At 47.2% G+C, this 21579-nt stretch carries 19 protein-coding genes and 1 other RNA gene; 15 read left to right on the forward strand and 5 right to left on the reverse strand.

The window, feature by feature from the left end:
- The 5 genes from I2494_RS11995 to I2494_RS12015 all read left to right on the forward strand — a co-directional run.
- The coding region (locus tag I2494_RS11995) for a transketolase-like TK C-terminal-containing protein (protein WP_322091291.1) at positions 1-280 on the forward strand (280 nt) is incomplete at its 5' end.
- Positions 281-865: 585 nt separating this feature from the next.
- A complete protein-coding gene (gene pgk, locus I2494_RS12000) occupies positions 866-2029 on the forward strand; it encodes a phosphoglycerate kinase (protein ID WP_130590417.1) in 1164 nt (387 codons plus the stop codon).
- A 97-nt stretch (positions 2030-2126) separates the two neighbouring features.
- Positions 2127-3203: a class II fructose-bisphosphate aldolase gene (fbaA, locus tag I2494_RS12005; protein ID WP_218467238.1), complete on the forward strand. Its 1077-nt coding sequence runs from the start codon at positions 2127-2129 to the stop codon at positions 3201-3203.
- A 207-nt stretch (positions 3204-3410) separates the two neighbouring features.
- The gene (argO, locus tag I2494_RS12010) at positions 3411-4037 is read left to right on the forward strand and encodes an arginine exporter ArgO (RefSeq protein WP_218467255.1); all 627 of its coding nucleotides are present in this window, start codon (positions 3411-3413) and stop codon (positions 4035-4037) included.
- A 142-nt stretch (positions 4038-4179) separates the two neighbouring features.
- Complete coding sequence (locus I2494_RS12015) at positions 4180-4896, forward strand: oxidative stress defense protein (RefSeq protein WP_218467237.1); 717 nt, start codon at positions 4180-4182, stop codon at positions 4894-4896.
- Positions 4897-4903: 7 nt separating this feature from the next.
- Here the strand turns inward: I2494_RS12015 and I2494_RS12020 are convergent, their stop codons facing one another.
- Positions 4904-5797, reverse strand: a complete 894-nt coding sequence (locus I2494_RS12020; protein ID WP_218467236.1) for a LysR family transcriptional regulator ArgP — start codon at positions 5795-5797, stop codon at positions 4904-4906.
- A 149-nt stretch (positions 5798-5946) separates the two neighbouring features.
- On the opposite strand from I2494_RS12020, the gene rpiA reads away from it, so the two are divergent.
- Both rpiA and serA read left to right on the forward strand, forming a co-directional pair.
- Positions 5947-6606, forward strand: a complete 660-nt coding sequence (gene rpiA / locus I2494_RS12025; RefSeq protein ID WP_218467235.1) for a ribose-5-phosphate isomerase RpiA — start codon at positions 5947-5949, stop codon at positions 6604-6606.
- A gap of 291 nt (positions 6607-6897) precedes the next feature.
- On the forward strand, positions 6898-8130 hold the full coding sequence (serA, locus tag I2494_RS12030; RefSeq protein ID WP_218467234.1) for a phosphoglycerate dehydrogenase: 1233 nt from the start codon (positions 6898-6900) through the stop codon (positions 8128-8130).
- Positions 8131-8198: 68 nt separating this feature from the next.
- Here the strand turns inward: serA and I2494_RS12035 are convergent, their stop codons facing one another.
- From I2494_RS12035 to zapA, 3 genes are all read right to left on the reverse strand, one after another.
- Entirely contained in the window at positions 8199-8786 is a 588-nt protein-coding gene (locus I2494_RS12035; RefSeq protein ID WP_218467233.1) for a 5-formyltetrahydrofolate cyclo-ligase, read from the reverse strand.
- A gap of 37 nt (positions 8787-8823) precedes the next feature.
- Positions 8824-9007, reverse strand: a non-coding RNA gene (ssrS, locus tag I2494_RS12040) — 6S RNA.
- Between the two features lie 104 nt (positions 9008-9111).
- Positions 9112-9441, reverse strand: coding sequence for a cell division protein ZapA (zapA, locus tag I2494_RS12045; protein ID WP_130590425.1), 330 nt, complete (start codon positions 9439-9441; stop codon positions 9112-9114).
- Positions 9442-9737: 296 nt separating this feature from the next.
- Between zapA and I2494_RS12050 the strand changes: the two genes are divergently transcribed.
- The 5 genes from I2494_RS12050 to ubiI all read left to right on the forward strand — a co-directional run bounded on the left by I2494_RS12050 (position 9738) and on the right by ubiI (position 14876).
- Positions 9738-10307 carry a YecA/YgfB family protein gene (locus tag I2494_RS12050; protein WP_218467232.1) on the forward strand — a complete coding sequence of 190 codons (570 nt, stop codon included), beginning with the start codon at positions 9738-9740 and terminating at the stop codon, positions 10305-10307.
- 145 nt (positions 10308-10452) lie between these two features.
- Positions 10453-10812, forward strand: coding sequence for a hypothetical protein (locus tag I2494_RS12055; RefSeq protein WP_228350938.1), 360 nt, complete (start codon positions 10453-10455; stop codon positions 10810-10812).
- Positions 10813-11161: 349 nt separating this feature from the next.
- The gene (gene pepP / locus I2494_RS12060) at positions 11162-12478 is read left to right on the forward strand and encodes a Xaa-Pro aminopeptidase (protein WP_218467254.1); all 1317 of its coding nucleotides are present in this window, start codon (positions 11162-11164) and stop codon (positions 12476-12478) included.
- On the forward strand, positions 12475-13656 hold the full coding sequence (gene ubiH, locus I2494_RS12065) for a 2-octaprenyl-6-methoxyphenyl hydroxylase (protein ID WP_218467230.1): 1182 nt from the start codon (positions 12475-12477) through the stop codon (positions 13654-13656). Before pepP ends, ubiH begins: the two co-directional genes overlap by 4 nt.
- 11 nt (positions 13657-13667) lie before the next feature.
- The gene (ubiI, locus tag I2494_RS12070; RefSeq protein ID WP_218467229.1) at positions 13668-14876 is read left to right on the forward strand and encodes an FAD-dependent 2-octaprenylphenol hydroxylase; all 1209 of its coding nucleotides are present in this window, start codon (positions 13668-13670) and stop codon (positions 14874-14876) included.
- A gap of 26 nt (positions 14877-14902) precedes the next feature.
- On the opposite strand, the gene I2494_RS12075 is transcribed toward ubiI, so the two are convergent.
- Positions 14903-16432: a tetratricopeptide repeat protein gene (locus I2494_RS12075; RefSeq protein ID WP_218467228.1), complete on the reverse strand. Its 1530-nt coding sequence runs from the start codon at positions 16430-16432 to the stop codon at positions 14903-14905.
- A gap of 559 nt (positions 16433-16991) precedes the next feature.
- Here I2494_RS12075 and gcvT point away from each other — a divergent pair.
- The 3 genes from gcvT (at position 16992) to gcvP (ending at position 21571) form a co-directional block, all read left to right on the forward strand.
- Positions 16992-18098: a glycine cleavage system aminomethyltransferase GcvT gene (gene gcvT / locus I2494_RS12080; RefSeq protein ID WP_218467227.1), complete on the forward strand. Its 1107-nt coding sequence runs from the start codon at positions 16992-16994 to the stop codon at positions 18096-18098.
- Positions 18099-18171: 73 nt separating this feature from the next.
- Entirely contained in the window at positions 18172-18561 is a 390-nt protein-coding gene (gene gcvH / locus I2494_RS12085) for a glycine cleavage system protein GcvH (protein WP_218467226.1), read from the forward strand.
- Between the two features lie 130 nt (positions 18562-18691).
- A complete protein-coding gene (gene gcvP, locus I2494_RS12090; protein ID WP_218467225.1) occupies positions 18692-21571 on the forward strand; it encodes an aminomethyl-transferring glycine dehydrogenase in 2880 nt (959 codons plus the stop codon).
- The last annotated feature ends 8 nt before the right edge of the window (positions 21572-21579 follow it).

Genomic DNA, 21579 nt, shown 5'->3' on the forward strand with positions numbered 1-21579 from the left:
GGCGGAAGGCCGTAAAGTTCGCGTGGTATCGATGCCTTGTACCGAAGTGTTTGACCGTCAGGATGCGGCTTACCGTGAATCGGTGCTGCCATCAGGCGTAACGGCACGTGTGGCGGTGGAAGCAGGTATTGCGGACTTCTGGTTCAAATACACCGGTCTGAACGGTCGCATTGTAGGCATGCGCAGCTTCGGTGAATCTGCACCGGCAGAACAACTGTTTGTTGAGTTTGGCTTTACGGTTGATAACGTAGTGGCGAATGCCCGTGAGTTGTTGAAGTAACTCTAAACATTCTTCTCATATAGTTAGATTTAAAGCCCTGATAGTGATATCAGGGCTTTTTAATTTCATAAACAGCAACTGTGAGATATTGCGTGTTACAACACATATCACATCTCAAAACCAAAATTTTTTAGTTTAACCGCATATAACCAGTAGTAATTCCGGCAGGATTTTCGTAATCTGTAGAGACATGCTGAAGCGTTTCAGTTTTTATGGTTTCAGGTATAGAATAACGCTAATATTGGAACAATACCCGTGGTTTAAGGCTATCGATCCGATAGCGGTATCACAGACAGACGGCACTGTTATGATTAGAATAGACGGGTTAATCTCAACTATACTTTTCGTGTTATCATTTGCTGCAACGATTTATCCGGTATGTTAAATATTTTGATGTATAGGGCTCGTGCGCGTGTTTTGTTTACCGCGAATGTCCTGTGTGATAAGTGATTTTTTGTTAAAAGTAGCAATCTTTGGTGGGACAGAGCCGGGCACTGCCGGAAAGCGTCAACCATCGGAATATATGAGTATCGGCAACGAGGCCGGGCTCAGGTAACTTTGAGAGAATTAACAAGAGGATTCACAATGACTGTAATTAAGATGAGCGATCTGGATTTAGCGGGTAAACGTGTACTTATCCGTGCAGATCTCAACGTACCAGTAAAAGATGGCAAAGTAACCTCTGATGCCCGTATCCGCGCATCTCTGCCAACTATCGAATTAGCCTTAAAACAAGGCGCTCGTGTTATGGTAACTTCTCACCTGGGTCGTCCAACTGAAGGTGAATATAACGAAGAGTTTTCTCTGTTACCGGTTGTGAATTATCTGAAAGATGCCATTAAATCTCCGGTTCGTCTGGCTAAAGATTATCTGGATGGTGTTGACGTTGCGCAAGGCGAGTTAGTGGTTCTGGAAAACGTTCGCTTCAATAAAGGCGAAAAGAAAGACGAAGAGACGTTATCTAAGAAATATGCTGCGCTGTGTGATGTATTCGTAATGGATGCTTTTGGTACCGCTCACCGCGCTCAGGCGTCAACTCATGGTGTAGCAAAATATGCACCGGTTGCCTGTGCAGGTCCGCTGCTTTCTGACGAGCTGGAAGCATTGGGTAAAGCGCTGGGTAACCCGGCTCGCCCAATGGTGGCTATCGTTGGTGGTTCTAAAGTATCAACCAAGCTGACTGTATTAGGTTCTCTGTCTAAGATTGCTGACCAACTGGTGGTTGGTGGTGGTATCGCGAATACCTTTATTGCGGCTCAAGGCCATAACGTGGGCAAATCACTGTATGAAGCCGATCTGATTCCTGAAGCGAAAAAACTGATGGAAACCTGCCATATTCCGGTTCCTACCGATGTGCGTGTGGCAACTGAGTTTTCTGAAACTGCGCCAGCAACCATGAAATCTGTTGCTGACATTAAAGATGATGAACAAGTTCTGGACTTAGGTGATGCTTCAGCTGAAGAGCTGGCAGCAATCCTGAGAAAAGCAAAAACTATCCTGTGGAATGGCCCGGTAGGCGTATTTGAGTTCCCTAACTTCCGTAAAGGAACTGAAATCGTTGCTCAGGCTATTGCTGAGAGCGATGCATTCTCTATCGCAGGTGGTGGTGATACGTTGGCTGCGATCGATCTGTTTGGTATCGCAGATAAAATTTCTTATATCTCAACCGGTGGTGGTGCTTTCCTTGAGTTCGTTGAAGGTAAAAAACTGCCAGCAGTTGTGATGTTAGAAGAGCGTGCAAAGGGTTAATTCGATAAGACGGGAGGCTTGCCTCCCGTTTCTTCTATTATTTATAGGGTAAAATTATTTTATCCATCAATAACCAATGAAAAATAGGACGAGTAGCATGTCTAAAATTTTTGATTTCGTAAAACCGGGTGTTATCACTGGTGATGATGTTCAGAAAGTATTCAAAATTGCTAAAGAGAATAATTTCGCATTACCTGCAGTTAACTGCGTAGGTACTGATTCTATCAACGCGGTTATTGAAGCAGCTGCAAAAGTTCGTGCTCCGGTCATTGTTCAGTTTTCTAACGGCGGTGCTCAATTCATGGCCGGTAAGGGTATGAAACTGGAAGGTCAGGGCAATGCTATCGTTGGTTCAATCTCCGGTGCTAAACATGTGCATCTGGTTGCTGAACATTATGGCGTGCCAGTGATTCTGCATACTGACCACTGTGCTAAAAAATTACTGCCATGGTTAGATGGCCTGTTAGATGCCGGTGAAAAACACTTTGCAGAAACTGGTAAGCCGCTGTTCTCTTCCCATATGATCGACTTGTCAGAAGAGTCTCTGGAAGAAAACATTGAGATTTGTAGTAAATATCTGAAGCGTATGGCTAAGATTGGCATGACGCTGGAGATCGAACTGGGCTGTACCGGTGGTGAAGAAGACGGCGTGGATAACAGCCATCTGGACAACTCTGCGCTATATACTCAGCCAGAAGATGTGGATTACGCTTACGAGAAGTTAAGTGCTATCAGCCCACGTTTCACCATTGCTGCTTCATTTGGTAACGTTCACGGTGTTTATAAGCCGGGTAACGTACAACTGACGCCAAAAATTCTGCACAACTCTCAGGAATATGTTTCCAAGAAACATAACCTGCCACACAACAGCCTGGATTTCGTATTCCACGGTGGTTCTGGCTCAACGGCAGCAGAAATTAAAGAAGCAGTTAGCTACGGTGTAGTAAAAATGAATATCGATACTGATACCCAATGGGCAACATGGGAAGGTATTCTGGAATACTACAAGAAAAATGAAGGCTACCTGCAAGGCCAACTGGGTAACCCGGAAGGTGCAGATAAACCAAACAAAAAATACTATGACCCACGCGCATGGTTACGTGCTGGTCAGGTAACCATGATTGCTCGTTTAGAAAAAGCATTCAAAGAACTGAACTGCGAAAACGTACTGTAATCGTTATTGCTTTAATTGGTTGATAAACACCGGTTGGAAACAGCCGGTGTTTTTTTTATTGGTGTAAATTTGAGATGGCCTGTTCAAAAGCTAATTGATTATTAGCGTCACCTAATGGGTAATAAGAATTATCCATTTCTCATTATTCTCGTCACCCGTTAGTCTATCGCCCGATGCAATTTGTGAAGAGTTAAAGTGAGGAATAACGTGCTGGTAGCCTATTTTCAGGGAATTATTTTAGGAATGGCAATGATTCTGCCTATTGGGCCGCAAAATGCCTTTGTGCTGTCTCAGGGAATTCGCCGTCAATATCCGGTCATGGTGGCAGCACTCTGCGCCATTAGTGATGCTATTTTAATTTCTCTGGGCGTGTTTGGCGGTGGGGCACTATTGGCTCAGTCACCGCTGTTGTTGCAACTGGTAACCTGGGCTGGAGTAGCCTTTCTAATTTGGTACGGATGGGGGGCTTTTCGTGAGGCATTCAAACCCAATCCTGATACCTTCAGTATCGATAACCAGACGTTGCATACGCGCTATCGCATTATTGCCACTGTTTTGGCTGTCACCTGGTTAAATCCACACGTCTATCTGGATACGGTAGTGGTATTAGGTAGTCTGGGGGAGCAGTTTGGTGACTTAAGGCTGTGGTTTGTTATTGGTGCGGTAACAGCTTCAATTATCTGGTTTTTCTCACTGGCACTGTTAGCGGCATGGATGGCACCCTGGCTGCAAAAGAGCCAGGCTCAGCGTGGCATCAATCTGGTGGTTGGCTCGGTAATGTGGGTGATCGCCATACAGCTGGCCAGACATGCACTTTCAGGGCTGCTTGCCTGAGTCAATATTCATCTTGGGTAAACAGAACGTCAGGATGTTGTAAATTCTGTTGCCATTGTTCTGGATAATTCTATCATTGATTCGGTTATACATTGATGGCGCAGATTTTGCGCCATCAGGTTATTCTTTCCGAGGAGAGTTCATGAAATTAAAAGCGCTGGCGATGGCTGCTGTGGTTGCCATGTTACCGATGACGATGCAGGCAGCAGAAGTGCCTGATGGGCCGCATATTGTAACTTCAGGTACCGGAACTATTGAAGTCAAACCGGATATGGCAACGTTACTGATCGAGGTAAAAGTATCTGACAAAGATGCTGCGGTAGCGAAAAAGCAAAACGATGAGCGTGTTGCTAAATATATGGAGTTTCTTGAGAAGAACGGTATTGCCAAAGCTGATATTGATGCGGCTAATATTCAAACCCGGTTGGAATACAACTATCCAAATAGTAACGACAGCAGCAAAGTGGTAAAAGACTATGCAGCGGTTCGTCAGGTGAAAGTGACAGTTCGTCAACTGGATAAGCTGAACACATTACTGGATGGTGCATTAAGCGCAGGTCTGAATGAGATCCGCGATGTCACGCTGGGCGTGGCTAAAGATGACGCTTATCGTAATGAAGTGCGTAAAAAAGCGGTTGAGAATGCCAAAGTACAGGCAGAAGAGTTAGCAAAAGACTTTGGTGTTAAGCTGGGGCCGGTATTTAGCATTCGCTATCGTGCCGCTAATCCAATGCCGGTACCTATGATGCGTGCTTATAAATCTGACGCTGTCTCTGCCAGCGGTATTGACGAAACATACCAGCAGCAGAGCATCAGCTTTAACGATCAGGTCGATGTAGTATTTGATATCCAACGTTAATAGCGGGTTAGATTTGTCTTAACACCTGACGCCCGTAGCTTAACAGGGCGTCAGTCACTCCACGCATAATCTTACTTTCTGGTGAGAAACGATGCCAGTAAAGCATCCGACGCTGGCACAGGCCCGGTGTCAAATCCATTAACTCACCGTTAGCCAGTTCCCGCTCAATTTGCAGGTGTGGGATCATACAACAGGTGGTTCCCTGTTTTGCCAACTGCACAAAGGCTTCTGAAGAGCTAACAATGTGACAAGGTACACTGCCCGGCGGCAGGTCAAAGTTTTGCTGTAAGAACGCCTGATGCATATCATCCAGATGGTCAAATGCAACAGCTGGTGCTTTAAGCAATGCGGAGCGAGTCACGCCGTTAGGAAAATAGCGTTCAGCAAAGTCGGGTGATGCTACGAAGATATAGTCTAATGCCCCTAACTGATCCACCAGACAGCGCGGCAGCGCCTGAGGCTGGATACTCACTGCACCAACCACTTCCCCCAAACGTAAACGTTCCTGAGTTCGCGTTTCGTCTTCAACCTGCAGATTTAAACGAATCGGAGAATCGGATAATACGGGTTTCAGCGCCGGTAATAGCCAGGTTGCCAGACTATCGGCGTTAACAGCCAGAGAGAGCTGCAATGGAGAGTCAGCACTACCTTCATCATTAAGCCATTCATCTTCCAGTAATTCTACCTGATGTAATAACGCCAGCAGTTTTTGCCCTTGCTCTGTAGGACGGGGTGGAACGGTACGGATCAGCAGCGGCTGACCATACAGGTATTCAAGCTGTTTAATGCGTTGAGATACGGCTGATTGTGTAATACATAATTTTTGTGCTGCACGTTCAAAACCGCGCTCACGGATAACCGCATCCAGCGCCTGAAGTACGCGATAATCTGGGCGTTTCATTCCTAAGTATTCTCCGTTTTAATCAGACCGTCTCTCTGTCACTATGCCATACTTTTTAGATTATCGTATGTTTCTGACAGGTTTAACTGTTTAGCCTTGTGGGTTACTCTATAATAATCACATTTTTGACAGCGTAGGTAGATTTAACCATGACTCAAGATGAACTGAAAAAAGCAGTCGGCTGGGCGGCTCTGAAGTATGTGCGTCCGGGAACCATTGTAGGTGTCGGAACTGGCTCAACGGCGGCGCATTTTATTGATGCATTAGGTTCAATAAAAGACCAAATCGAAGGGGCGGTTTCCAGCTCTAATGATTCAACGGCCAAACTAAAAAAATTGGGAATCCAAATTTTCGACTGTAACGATGTGGATTCGCTGGATATCTATGTTGATGGTGCCGATGAAATTAATGGTCATATGCAAATGATCAAGGGTGGGGGTGCAGCACTGACCAGAGAAAAAATTATTGCGGCGATTTCTCGGAAATTTATCTGTATTGCTGACAGCTCTAAGCAGGTTGATATTTTGGGGGCTTTCCCGTTGCCAGTGGAAGTGATTCCTATGGCCAGAGCTTATGTTGCCAGGGAACTGGTTAAACTGGGCGGTATGCCAGAGTATCGTCAGGGTGTGGTTACTGATAATGGCAATATTATTCTGGATGTACACAATCTGAAAATTATGGACGCAGTGGCGATGGAAAATAAGATTAATAGTATCGCTGGTGTCGTAACCGTAGGATTATTTGCTAACCGCGGTGCTGATGTGGCGTTGATTGGTACCGCTGATGGTGTCAAAGTCATCGAGTCATAATGATGTGATGCCCCGAATTTTATATAACCCTATAAAATTCGGGGAAATATTCAAAAATTATTACATATAATTAAAAAAATATTAATTTGGTGATATATGTCACACTTAGCGTTTTTGTGATGTTAACAAGCTGCCCGTCCTTATCAGAGGCAGGATAAACCACCTAAATTAAAACATTCACTTACGCCTTCTACTGATATATAAGCAATCGATTGTATTGCTGTAACTTCTATTTTTGATATGTTGGTTAGACAGGGTCTATATAATAATCACTAGGGCAAGGTTCAGCAGATGGTAAAAGTATCGTTGGAAAAAGAGAGAATTAAGTTTCTCCTGGTGGAAGGTGTTCACCAAAGTACGGTTGAGAACCTGCGTGCAGCAGGCTATACCAATATTGAATACCATAAAGGTGCATTAGATGATGAAGAGCTGAAAGTCGCGATTCGTGATGCGCACTTTGTCGGTATTCGTTCCCGCACCCATTTAAGCGCAGACATTCTGGCGGCAGCAGAGAAGCTGGTTGCCATTGGTTGTTTCTGTATCGGTACCAATCAGGTGGATCTGCATGCGGCAGCTAAACGTGGTATCCCTGTGTTTAACGCACCATTCTCCAATACTCGTTCCGTTGCAGAGATGGTGTTAGGGGAAATTCTACTGTTATTGCGCCGTATTCCTGAGGCTAACGCCAAAGCTCATCGTGGTGAGTGGTGTAAGCTGGCGGTTGGCTGTTTTGAAGCCCGGGGTAAAAACCTGGGGATCATTGGTTACGGTCATATCGGAACCCAACTGGGTATTCTGGCGGAATCTATCGGTATGAACGTAATGTTCTACGATATTGAGAACAAATTGCCACTGGGAAATGCAACTCAGGTACGTCATTTATCCGATCTGTTAAACATGAGCGATGTGGTGACGTTACACGTACCAGAAACCGCCAGCACCAAGAATATGATGGGCCATAAAGAGCTGGCGCTGATGAAGCCTGGAGCGGTGCTGATCAACGCTTCACGTGGTACGGTAGTGGATATTCCTGCGCTGTGTAGCGCATTGGAAAGTAATCATATTGCAGGAGCCGCTCTGGACGTATTCCCAACCGAACCTGCAACCAATCAGGATCCGTTTGAATCACCATTAACCGCTTTTGATAATGTGTTAATAACGCCGCATATCGGTGGTTCGACACAGGAAGCACAGGCCAACATTGGTAATGAAGTGGCTGGCAAACTGGCGAAATATTCTGATAACGGCTCAACGCTTTCAGCGGTTAACTTCCCGGAAGTGTCCCTGCCGGCACCAAGTGAAAATGTCAGCCGCTTACTGCATATTCATGAAAACCGCCCAGGGGTTCTGAATCAGATCAACCATATCTTTGCGGAAGAGGGCATCAACATCGCCGCTCAGTTCCTGCAAACCAATAATGATATTGGCTATGTAGTTATCGATGTGGAAACCGATCGTTCAGATGAAGCGCTGGAGCACATGAAATCGATTCAGGGCACCATTCGTGCAAGACTATTGTTCTAATCGGAATCGATAATGACTAAGGCGGCTGATTAGCCGCCTTTATTTTGCCGTTTTGCCTGATATGATCTTTACCAACGCCAGTCACGAGAGGGAGTAATAATCTCTGGCAGAGGGATATCCCAGTCTTCACAAGGTAAAGCTTCAACCTGCTGGCAGTCGTGGGCAATCCCGATGGGCCAGGAGCCGTTATTGCGCCACTGTTTTAATGTGCGATCGTAGTAGCCGCCGCCCATTCCTAAACGATTTCCCTGTGCATCAAAAGCAACCAGCGGTGTAATAATCACATCCAGCTGTGACACGGGTAAAACCGACTGAACGTTCAGCCGGGGTTCCTGAATGCCAAAAGGGTGTGAAATCATCGGGGTTTCTGGTGTGTAGTGTAAAAACAACAGATGACCAGGGCTAAAAGGGTGTAGAACCGGTAGATAAAGCGATTTATTTTGTTGCCAAAGTGCCTGAATTAATGGGCGGGTATCGATTTCACCGTCAAAAGAGAGAAACAGAGAGATGTGCTGAGCTGATTTAATTTTAGGATGTTCACACAACTTTTGGCACAGTATCTGAGCGGCTGAATGTTGTTGTTCCGGGGTTAAGTTATTGCGTTGTTGGCGAATTTTCTTTCTGAGGATTTGACGAGCGGAAATCTCAAAAGTCATACCGGATACGCTTATATCAAAGGATGAACAGTGAAGAGAGGACTCCGAGGTGCCGTCCCGGGCTGTAACCCTTGAACCCTTGGTTCAAGGTGAACATGAATTTACAGTTATCAGGCTTCCCGGACGGACCGGGCATGCACACAAATTGTAGGAATCCACATTCTGTTGGTTTGAAATATCGGCTCAGGGGACTGGCCCGATAACGCACACCTCAGAGAATTTTTTCAGAAACCGTACACTACGTTTTCTATGATTCTTGGTTAGTTAATCTGTTTGACCAACCACACATTAACTATAACAACATTTATGAAAGAGTATATGTGTTTTATTCAAATTTTGCACCCTGACGTTTCGATATCAGGTTCTGTTCGACTAAAGCTTGTTCAATTGTATGCTGCAACGTGCGGATTCGCTCTTCCATATTTTTAGCATAATCATCGGTTTTATTTTTTTCCTGCGCCAGCTCATAGCTAATATTCAGAGCGGCAATAAAAACCAACTGTTCTGTATTAGTCACGCGAGTACGAACTTTCAAGTCCTGTAAGCGTTGACTCAAGTCTTCTGCGGCCTTATTCAGAGCTTCTTTTTGCTCTGGCGGGCAGTTTACCCGTAACGATCTGCCGAAAATTTGTAAATCTACCGGTTGTGCTGACATGTCACCTTCCTGCCGAATTTCGACCTGTGCTCTTTGTATGGAAAACCCGCAGGACCCAATCAACTAAGAGACGAATAAATAAAACAGATATCACTAATCTAACAAACTACGGCCATTATACCAAACTATCGCTTTGTGTGGGGCGGTACCTTCAGACTATGATTAAAAGATAGATATTCTCCTGACAAATACAGAGAGAAAGTACCTAAGATTTATGCCTTTTATGGAATCAGATCTGCGGTTGATGGTAGCATAGCATTAACTTATCTGACCTTACCTATGGTGGTGAATCACTCATGATGGCCGAGAACATGCTCCCCTCTTATCAAACACTGAATACAACGTTAGCACAGCACCATATCGGAATGACTGCATCAGAAATGCATGGCTTGATTAGTGGTTTACTGTGTGGTGGCAGCAATGATAGTAGCTGGACAGTGATGGTTCATGACTTGACCAATGAAGGTATTGCGTTTGGTTACCCTCTGAAGGATATGGTGACGCAATTATATGATGTGACCAAGCAGGATCTGGAGGATGAAGGTTTTGACTTCGACTTGTTGGTACCCGATGACGAAAGCTCGGTTTTTGACCGAATTGATGCCCTGTCAGGTTGGGTTAACCATTTTTTGCTGGGGCTGGGAATGATGCAACCTAAACTGGCGCAAGTAAAAGGGGAAACCGGCGAAGCGATTGATGACCTGCGTAATATTGCTCAGTTAGGGTATGAAGAAGACGAAGACCAGGATGAGCTGGAACGCTCACTGGCAGAGATTCATGAGTATGTAAGAATGGCGGCAATGTTGTGTCATAACGAGTTTGTTAAGCCGGGGACGGTTGGGGTGGAGAAGCCGGTATTACATTAATGTTTTGATGTTTGGTTCGGTGTGAATTTTGCTGCTTTAAGAGCTGACACAGCAGCGTAGAGCCGCCCCCGACGTCGTTGTTTGAATGTTTGGTTCAGTGTAAGTTTCGCCGCTTTATGTGCTGTGTTTGTCTCGGCAGCGGTGCTTGCGTCGAGCAGAGGGGCGTTGGGGCGAACGCCCCTCTGCACTCCCCGCGCCTGCGCAGCCGACTGTTGACCGCCGCGTTGCGGCGGCAACCTCAGCCAATAAAAAAGCTGACGCACCGGCGCAGAGCCGCTCCCGACGTCGCCGCGCCTCGACCAACATCCATGTTGGTCGTGCTACTTTTTTATTGGCTGAGGCAACATTCGGATGCTTTAACCTGAAGGGCAAAGGGCAAAGGGCAAAGGGCAAAGGGCAAAGGGCAAAGGGCAAAGGGCAAAGGGCAAAGGGCAAAGGGCAAAGGGCAAAGGGCAAAGGGCAAAGGGCAAAGGGCAAAGGGCAAAGGGCTAAAGATAAAAAATAAATGCCCGAATGGAATACCGGATTGGCCGTTAGCATTGCTAATCGGAGGGAGAGGCCGCCGTGGGGGGCGACTTGGCGTAAGCCAACGAAGTGCCCGTAGGCGGGCTAGGCCCGACGCTCTCTAAAGCTGAGTATATGGCCCTACCGGCCGAGCACAGAGATAATATGAACATTTTGGCTTTTACGGCCGGAATATCCACCGTAGCCAACAGTAAAAGAAGTTCATCGGAGGGCCAGTCCCGACGCTCTCCGAACCAAAATACAACCGGTCTTTCGGCTGGGCTCGGTGGCAATTTGCAACAGTCGCATAAAATTTTCATTAATCCGAACGCGAAAGGACAGCAACTATGATTACGTTATCTGAATTCCAGCGCCGCCGTCAGGCTCTACTATCAAAGATGATGCCGGGGAGTGCGGCGATTGTTTTTGCTGCGCCGGAAAGAACCCGCAGTGCGGATTCAGAATATCCTTTCCGTCAGAATAGCGACTTTTGGTATCTCACCGGTTTTAACGAGCCGGAAGCAGCGTTAGTGTTGATTAAAAGCGATGAAACCCACAGCCACAGTGTGCTATTTAATCGGGTGCGTGATTTAAATGCGGAAACCTGGTTTGGGCGCCGCCTGGGGCAGGATGCAGCTCCGCAAAAACTGGGTATCGATCGCGCACTACCTTATGATGATATCCATCAGCAACTTCATTTATTGTTTAATGGCCTTGACGTGGTGTACCACGCTCAGGGGCAGTATGACTATGCAGATAGCATCGTATTTATGGCGCTGGATATTTTACGTAATGGCAGCCGCCAGAACTTACGCGCACCGGCAACCATGACGGACTGGCGCCCATGGCTACATGAAATGCGCCTGTTTAAGTCACCGGAAGAGATTGTGGTAATGCGTAAAGCGGGTGAAATTACGGCTAAAGCCCATACCAGAGCCATGGAGCGATGCCGTCCCGGCATGTTTGAATATCATCTTGAGGCCGAAATTCACCACGAGTTTACCCGTCACGGAGCCCGTTATCCGGCTTACAATACCATTGTTGGCGGTGGTGAAAATGGCTGCATCCTTCACTACACCGAAAATGAATCACCGCTAAAAGAGGGTGACTTAGTACTGATCGATGCCGGGTGTGAATATTATGGCTATGCGGGAGATATCACTCGCACTTTCCCAATTAATGGTAAATTTAGCCCGGCGCAACGCACCATTTACGACATCGTATTAGCCTCTCAATATAAAGCCATTTCATTGCTTACCTCAGGACGCAGTATTCGCGATGCCAATGAGCAAGTGATCCGTATTATGTTACAAGGTCTGGTGGAAGCTGGTGTACTGGAGGGTGATGTGGAACAACTGATGGCAGACAGAGTTCATCAGCGCTTTTATATGCATGGTCTGAGTCACTGGCTGGGGTTGGATGTTCATGATGTAGGTAATTATGGTTCTTCCACTCGCGATCGCTTGCTGGAGCCGGGAATGGTACTGACTGTAGAACCGGGGCTGTATATTGCCCCCGATGCGGATGTACCCGCTAAGTTCCGCGGTATTGGGATTCGTATTGAAGATAATATTTTAATTACTGAGCAGGGTTGTGAAATTTTAACTGCAGGCGTGGTGAAAGATCCGGATGATATTGAAGCCCTGATGGCGGGAGCTCGGCAATGAATTCGGTGATTATTGTTGGCGGTGGCATGGCGGGAGCAACGCTGGCTTTAGCGCTGTCAACGCTGAGTAAAGGCCGCATCCATATTGATTTAGTCGAAGCGGTACTGCCCGAGAATGCAGAACACCCAGGGTTTGACGCTCGCGCCATTGCGCTAGCTCAGGGAACCTGCCAGCAATTGGCTCGCGTTGGTATCTGGCCTGCACTGGCGGATTGTGCAACGGCAATTCAAACGGTGCTGGTGACCGAGCGTGGTCATAGTGGCATGGTAACATTACACTCTGATGATTATGCTTTGCCAGCACTGGGGCAAGTAGTGGAACTGCACAATGTTGGTAATCGACTGTTTTCCCTGTTGAAGAAAGCGCCTAATGTCACTTTGCATTGCCCGGCTAAGGTAGTAGAGACTCAACGTGATACCACCCGGGTTCAGGTAACATTAGATAATGGCCAAAACTTGTCGGCTGCGCTTTTGGTCGCGGCGGATGGTTCTTTCTCCTCAGTAGCTACTGCGCTGGGGATGGAGTGGAGCGAAGAGGATTACCAGCAAATCGCGTTGATCGCGAATGTCACTACCGCCTTACCCCATCAGGGAAAAGCCTTTGAGCGTTTTACACCTCAGGGGCCGGTGGCATTGTTGCCTATGTCAAAAGGGCGTATGTCGCTGGTGTGGTGTATGGAACAGGCTCAACAGCAGCAGGCCATGGCATGGGACGATCAAACCTTTGTTAAACAACTTCAGCAGGTTTTTGGCTGGCGCCTGGGAGAAATCGTGTCGGCAGGGCAGCGGAGCAGCTATCCATTACGTTTGCGCACCGCACGTCAGCCGGTCAGCCATCGTTTGGTTCTGGTTGGCAATGCTTCACAAACGGTGCATCCTATTGCCGGACAGGGGTTTAATTTAGGGTTACGTGATGTGATGTCGCTGGCCGAGACATTATCCCAGGCAGTTGAACAGCAGGAAGATCCGGGAAGTTATGGTGTCTTGCGTCGTTATAGCCAGCGTCGCCAGCCAGATCGACAGGCAACCATTGGCCTGACGGATGGTTTAATTCACCTGTTTGCTAATCGTTATGGGCCACTGGTAGTGGCAAGAAATCTTGGATTAATGTCCATGGACAGCTGTGAATTACTTCGGCTGCCTCTGGCACACAGAACCCTTGGCTGGGTTAAACGATAGGACAAGCGTTCATGCACTCTTATGATGTAGTAATTGCCGGTGGCGGTATGGTTGGACTCTCTCTGGCCTGTGGATTACAGGGCAGCGGTCTGCGTATTGCCATTGTTGAAAATCAATTGCCGGATGAATCCCTGTCTACTGAACCAAGCCTGAGGGTTTCCGCGATCAATGCTGCCAGTGAGCGCTTTCTTGATTATCTTGGCGTATGGAAAGGTATTGAGGCTTTACGTCTTAGCCCGTATTCCGCCATGGATGTTTGGGATAGGGACAGCTTTGGTCGTATCGCTTTTAAGGCAGAAGATTATGGCTATACCCACTTGGGACACATTATTGAAAATGATGTGATTCATAAAGCGCTGTGGGACAAAGCCAATAGCAGTGGCGATATTACTCTGCTGGCGCCCGCCCGGCTTAAACAAGTGGTCAGAGGTGAAAACGAAGCCTTTATCACTTTGGAGGATGGCCGAATGTTAAGTGGCCGTCTGGTGGTCGGTGCCGATGGTGCTAACTCATGGGTGCGTCAACATGCAGATATTCCCCTGACATTCCGTGATTACGGTCATCATGCTTTGGTCGCCACCATTCGCACTGATGAACCTCACCAACATTGTGCCCGTCAGGTGTTTCATGGCGATGGCATTTTAGCTTTCCTGCCGCTATGGCAATCAGATTTGTGCTCAATTGTCTGGTCGTTACCGCCGGAAAAAGCTGAGCAAATGAAGCAAATGGATGAACAACATTTTAATCATCAGCTTGGCATTGCTTTTGATAACCGCTTGGGACGTTGCCATGTGGTGAGTGACAGAGCGATATTCCCTTTAACGGCTCGCTATGCGCGCAGCTTTGCCGCTCATCGATTGGCACTGGTTGGTGATGCAGCGCATACCATTCACCCGCTGGCCGGGCAGGGTGTTAACCTTGGTTTTATGGATGCAGCCTGCCTGACAGAAGAGATTCGTCGCTTACAGAAGCAGGGTAAAGATTTAGGTAATTATCTCTATTTGCGAAAGTATGAGCGCAGCCGTAAGCAGAGTGCGGCGATGATGCTGGCGGCAATGCAGGGTTTCCGGGATGTGTTTGATGGTGATAATCCGGCCAAAAAACTGTTTCGGGATATCGGACTGAAACTGGCGGATACTCTACCGGGGGTAAAACCCCATCTGGTTCATCAGGCCATGGGGTTGCGCGATTTACCAGACTGGCTGGCAAGCCCGTTATAGAGCACTGCCAGCGTTATCTTTGGTGATTAGGCCTTAGTCTGTTGGTCATGCCACTGGGCTAAGGCATCGCGAACGCGACCAATGACTTCTGCCCATGATTTTTCGTCGCTGTGACGGAATAGACGCATCGCCGGATACCAAGGGGAGGTTTCCTGTCCCTTAATCCATCGCCAGTCAATGGCAAAGGCCGGGAGCATTACCCAACATGGTTTGTTCATGGCTCCGGCAAGGTGCGCAACAGAAGTATCAACGGTAATCACCAGATCCAATTGTTCGATAATTGCTGTGGTATCTGCATAGCTGGTTACCTGATGGCCTAAGGCCAGAATTGGGAACTCTGCCGGTGCATTAAGAGCTTCATCTTCGCCTTCTCCCTTCTGCAAACTGATCCATTCAATATCAGGCACTGACCATAGCGGATGCAGTACTGACAAACTGGCTAAAGAGCGGTTGCGATCGTTAGCGTGCTGAGATGAACCTTTCCATACCAAGCCTACACGTAAACAACGGGAACTTGCCGAAGGCAAACGCCATTGTTCTGGTATCTGAGGGGGAGCAAACACATAAGGTGGTTGCAGGGCGAAAGGGTTCTGACTGTTAACAAAGTGTCGCGGTAAGTCCAGCAGCAAACTCCAGACGTCAAATTCCGGTAATGTGGCAGGATTATCTTTATCTAATACGATAACACCGTCGATATTAGGCAGTGATTGCATCAGAGCATACAGCACCGGGCGGCACATCAGATAAACTGCGGATGCGCCTTTTTCCTGCTTCAGGCGAGTGACGAAGCGACAAAATTGTATTTCATCCCCCATTCCCTGTTCCGTATGAACCAAAATGGCTTTGCCGGTCAGATCTTCACCTTCCCAATAGGGGCGGTTAATTGATGGTAGATTCACAAAACGGTGAGGGTTATTTTTACTATAACGACTGCGGTATAGCGCCCAACCCTGTTCAAAATTTCCTTGTTGCATTAAAACCATGCCTAAGGTGCATTGAGTTCGGGCATCTTGTGGCGAGAGTTCTAAAAGACGGCGCATATGTTCAGCAGCGGGTTCCAACTGCTGCATATGGGCCAATACTGAACTTAGTCCGAAGCGAGCCTCCAGATGGTTTGGGTCTGCTTCTAAGGCTAACTGATACTGTTCAGCTGCTTCCTGATAGCGATCTATTTTATGCAGCATAATACCGTAGTTATTACGGCAGCCGGCATAAGAAGGTAATACCGACAACGCCATCTGATAGTATTTTTCTGCATTGGCAAAGTCTTCGCGACCGTAGTAGGTAAGACCGAGTCCGTTTAATGAGCCGAGATCGTGTGGGTTCACGGCCAACACTCGTAAGTAATAACGTTCAGCCTCATCCAGTTTTTCACTACGACGGTAAAGACGTGCAGCTTCATGTAAAAACCAGGTGTCTTTAGGGGCAAACATCAACCGAACCTGAATTTTTTTCAAGGCCTCTTCAGTTTTTCCGGCATTAATTAATTCTGTCACCGTCTGCTGCAGAGACGATGGCGTGGCAGTTGAGCTGCTGACCTTAGCTTTTTTCTTCATAAAACGTATTGTAACTTCCCATATCTTCGTTTATGACGAGGCGAACACTTCCCTGATGAACCGCCGCCAACATGGCGATAGAACGGTGCATGTATGGCTGAAAGTGGTGCGTTTAATAGCCGTAATCATATACTAAAAAGCAGAAGATATTGAGCCTTATGCCGGGGGGTAAGTACAGTTGGGTATTGGGTAGTGATGAATACAGTAAAAATTTAGAAAAGCTGAGAGGGCAAATTGTGGTTCAGGTATGAAAAATTCTAATCTTCTGAATGTTTCAGCATTACTTTATCTAATCTGAATATTGATTCAACTATTTGTTAATTAAATAGTTATTAAATATTTCTCTCTAATCTCTATCGAACTTTAATAAAACCAATACTGATTTCTGTGCAGAAAAACGCAGTTTATGAATCAAAACTGCTGCATCATAGCAATTGTTCACATGTTGCGATAATTATTAACAATTACGTTAACTTATTATTACATGAAGTCAGATGCCGCTTTTGGCACCCGATTTATCTATTACGGGATTCACCCTGAAGTATTTAAAGAGGACGCAATGACCAATAAGACCCCTCTGTACGATAGACACCTCACCTGTGGCGCCCGCATGGTTGATTTCCATGGTTGGATGATGCCACTGAACTACGGTTCACAAATCGATGAACATAACGCCGTACGCCAGCATGCTGGTATGTTTGACGTTTCCCATATGACCATCGTGGATTTGCATGGCGTTAATACCCGAGAATTTCTTCGTTATCTGTTAGCAAACGATGTCGTCAAGTTAACTCAGCCCGGTAAAGCGCTATACAGTGCAATGTTGAATGCTTCGGCGGGCGTGATTGACGATCTGATCGTCTATTTTCTGGCAGACGATTTTTTCCGCTTGATTGTGAACTCCGCGACGCGAGAAAAAGATCTGGCATGGATCAACGAGCATGCCAAACCCTCTGCCGTTGAAATTCGTGTGCGTGAAGACCTGGGCTTGATTGCAGTGCAAGGGCCAGAGGCGAAGCAAAAAGTAGCCACCTTACTGACGGATGAACAGCGTCAGGCGGTTAGCCAGATGAAACCCTTCTTCGGCATTCAGTCCGGCGATCTGTTTATTGCTACCACCGGATATACCGGGGAAGAGGGCTATGAACTGATGATGCCCGCCAGTCAACTGGATGACTGGTGGCAGAAACTGATGGCCGCAGGAGTAAAGCCTTGTGGTTTAGGCGCCCGTGACACATTGCGTCTGGAAGCGGGAATGAACCTGTATGGTCAGGAGATGGATGAAGGGGTTTCTCCTCTGGCTGCCAATATGGGATGGACCATTGCCTGGGAACCTGCGGATCGTGATTTCATTGGCCGTGCAAGGTTAGAGGTTTTGCGTAAGCAAGGCACTGATAAGTTGGTTGGACTGGTTATGACGGAAAAAGGCGTCTTGCGTAATGAGTTACCAGTGATGTTTTGTGATGCGGCGGGTAAAGAGCATCAGGGAGTGATTACCAGCGGTTCTTTCTCCCCGACATTGGGTTGTAGTATTGCTCTGGCGCGGGTTCCGCAAGGTATTGGTGATGTAGCCATCGTGCCAATTCGCAATCGTGAAATGCCGGTGCGGGTGGTTAAACCCGGATTTGTACGTAACGGCAAATCGCTGCTGGCACCTACTGAATAAGCCAGATTAATTATCCTGAACCACTGAATTAAACAAAGTCAGTTGAAAATAGCCATAAAAAATGGAGAACGACATGAGTAATGTACCTGCTGATTTGAAATATGCGACGTCTCACGAATGGGTGCGTGAAGAGCAAGAGGGTGTGTATACCGTTGGAATTACTGACCATGCTCAACATTTGCTGGGTGATATGGTATTTGTTGAACTCCCGGATGTTGGCGACGACGTTTCCGTTGGTGAAGAGTGTGCGGTTGCTGAGTCAGTAAAGGCAGCCTCAGATATTTATGCGCCTCTCAGCGGTGAAGTGATAGCAGTAAATGAGCAACTGAGTGATGCACCAGAATTGGTTAACAGTGAGCCATACGCTGAAGGATGGCTGTTTAAAATCAGAGCCAATGACATTAATGAGCTCAACAGTTTATTGGATGCGGCAGCTTACCTGGCAACGTTGGATGACGAGTAATTGATAAAGAGCCCTGTATCTTAACGACAGGGCGTTTTGCTTTTATTTTCGCTATTTCTCTATTCCTTTACAGGTATCAGCCGATATCAGGCATGGCGGCCTTATCGAATAAATTCAGGAAGGTTATCCAATGAATCGAACAATTAAACAGCTTGAGTATGGCGAATCTTTTATTGAGCGCCATATTGGTCCATCCGCAGAGCAGCGTCAGCAAATGCTGGACATTATTGGGGCAAAAAGTCTTGATGAGTTAACTCAGTTTATTGTCCCTGCCGATATTCAATTGCCTCATCCTCCGGCAACCGGCGATGCCCAGACGGAACATCAGGCATTGGCCGAGCTTAAAGCTATTGCAGCACAAAACCAACGCTATAAATCGTATATTGGTATGGGCTATAACGCCGTACTGACTCCCCCTGTTATTTTACGCAATATGCTGGAAAACCCGGGTTGGTATACCGCTTATACTCCGTATCAACCGGAAGTCTCTCAGGGGCGTCTGGAAGCGTTACTCAATTTCCAGCAGATGACTCAAGATCTCACCGGTTTAGATTTAGCTTCCGCATCACTGCTGGATGAGGCAACCGCCGCGGCAGAAGCTATGGCGATGGCTAAACGCGCCAGTAAATTGAAGCTGGCAAACAGTTTCTTTGTGGCTGAAGATGTTCATCCGCAAACTATTGATGTCGTTAAAACTCGCGCAGAGGCTTTTGGCTTTAATGTGGTTGTCGGGCCAGCCGATCATGTACTGAACCATAGCGATCTGTTTGGTGCTTTGGTTCAACTGACCGGAACTACCGGTGAGCTACATAATGACAGTGCGTTATTGCAGCAGTTAAAACAGCGTGGGGTTATTACCTGCATGGCAGCGGACATTATGTCACTGGTATTGCTGGAATCTCCTGCTGCGATGGGGGCTGATGTAGTGTTTGGTTCCTCCCAGCGTTTTGGTGTCCCTATGGGATATGGTGGCCCGCATGCCGCGTTTTTTGCCTGTCGTGATGAGTTTAAACGTTCCATGCCGGGGCGAATTATTGGTGTATCCAAAGATGCTGCCGGTAACACGGCACTGCGTATGGCAATGCAGACGAGAGAACAGCATATTCGTCGCGAAAAGGCCAACTCCAATATCTGTACTTCACAGGTGTTGCTGGCCAATATCGCTGGTTTTTATGCGGTGTATCATGGGCCGACAGGGCTTAAACGTATCGCTCAGCGTATCCATCGGTTAACCGATATTCTGGCGGCAGGATTACAACAAAAAGGGCTTAAGCTTCGTCACCAAAGTTGGTTTGACACCCTGTGCGTGGAAGTGGCAGATAAAGCGGCGGTGTTAACTCGTGCACTGAGCTTTGGCGTTAACCTGCGGGCGGATCTTGATAGTGCAGTAGGTATCAGTCTTGATGAGACAACCACAGTAGACGATTTGAATATCCTGTTCGATATTTTGTGCGGTGACCATGCCGATATCGATATAGACGCATTAGATCGCCAATGTATCACCCAAAGCCAGAGTATTCCTGCGGCGTTATTACGTCAGACTCCGATTCTGACTCACCCGGTATTTAACAGTTATCACAGCGAAACCGAGATGATGCGCTATATGCATCGTCTGGAGCGTAAAGATCTGGCATTGAATCAGGCGATGATCCCATTGGGCTCTTGTACAATGAAGCTGAATGCTGCTGCTGAGATGATTCCTATTACCTGGCCAGAATTTGCCGAGCTGCATCCATTCTGTCCGCCAGAACAAGCAACGGGATATCAGATCTTGTTAGGTCAATTATCCCAATGGCTGGCGCAGATCACTGGGTACGATGCGGTATGTATGCAACCTAACTCCGGGGCTCAGGGGGAATATGCCGGATTGCTGACTATTCGTCGCTATCATGAAAGTCGCGGCCAGGGAAATCGTCATATCTGTCTGATCCCAAGTTCTGCTCATGGGACTAACCCGGCATCCGCTCAAATGGCCGGTATGACGGTCGTGGTGGTGGACTGCGATAAGCAGGGAAACGTAGATTTACAAGATTTAAGAGTCAAAGCGGAACAGTCTGGTGATGAACTCTCCTGCATTATGGTGACGTATCCATCCACTCACGGAGTGTATGAAGAGACTATCCGTGAAGTGTGTAACATCGTGCACCAGTTTGGCGGTCAGGTTTATCTGGACGGCGCCAATATGAACGCACAGGTTGGTATTACCACTCCGGGCTATATTGGCGCTGATGTTTCGCACCTTAACCTGCATAAAACCTTCAGTATTCCTCACGGCGGCGGTGGGCCGGGCATGGGGCCTATTGGCGTGAAGAAACATTTAGCGCCGTTTGTTCCGGGACACAGCGTAGTGCATCTGGAAGGGGTAATCACTCATCAGGGGGCTGTATCAGCGGCACCGTTTGGCAGTGCTTCTATTCTGCCAATCAGCTGGATGTATATTCATATGATGGGGGCTGAGGGGCTGAAAATGGCCAGTCAGGTAGCGATTTTGAACGCTAACTATATTGCCCGCCGACTAAAAGATGCCTATCCGGTGCTCTATTCTGGTGTAGATGGTTTAGTGGCTCATGAATGTATTCTGGATATTCGTCCGTTAAAAGAGGAGTGCGGCATTACCGAAATGGATATTGCTAAACGACTGATTGATTATGGCTTCCATGCACCAACCATGTCGTTCCCGGTAGCGGGCACATTAATGGTAGAACCAACTGAGTCAGAGAGTAAGGTGGAGTTAGACCGCTTTATTGATGCCATGTTGGCCATTTGCAGTGAAATCCGCCGGGTACATTCCGGAGAGTGGCCGCTGAATGACAATCCACTGGTGAATGCACCGCATGTTCAGGGTGAATTGGTACATGAGTGGAACCACCCTTACAGTCGGGATCTGGCGGTTTTCCCGTCTCAGGCCGTGTTCCATAATAAATACTGGCCAACGGTAAAACGTTTGGACGATGTGTACGGGGACAGAAACTTATTCTGTTCTTGTGTGCCGGTGGGGGAATATCGGTAAGCTTGTGG

Origin of the sequence: Limnobaculum allomyrinae, assembly GCF_016649425.1 — a bacterium.
GTDB classification, from domain to species: domain Bacteria; phylum Pseudomonadota; class Gammaproteobacteria; order Enterobacterales; family Enterobacteriaceae; genus Limnobaculum; species Limnobaculum allomyrinae.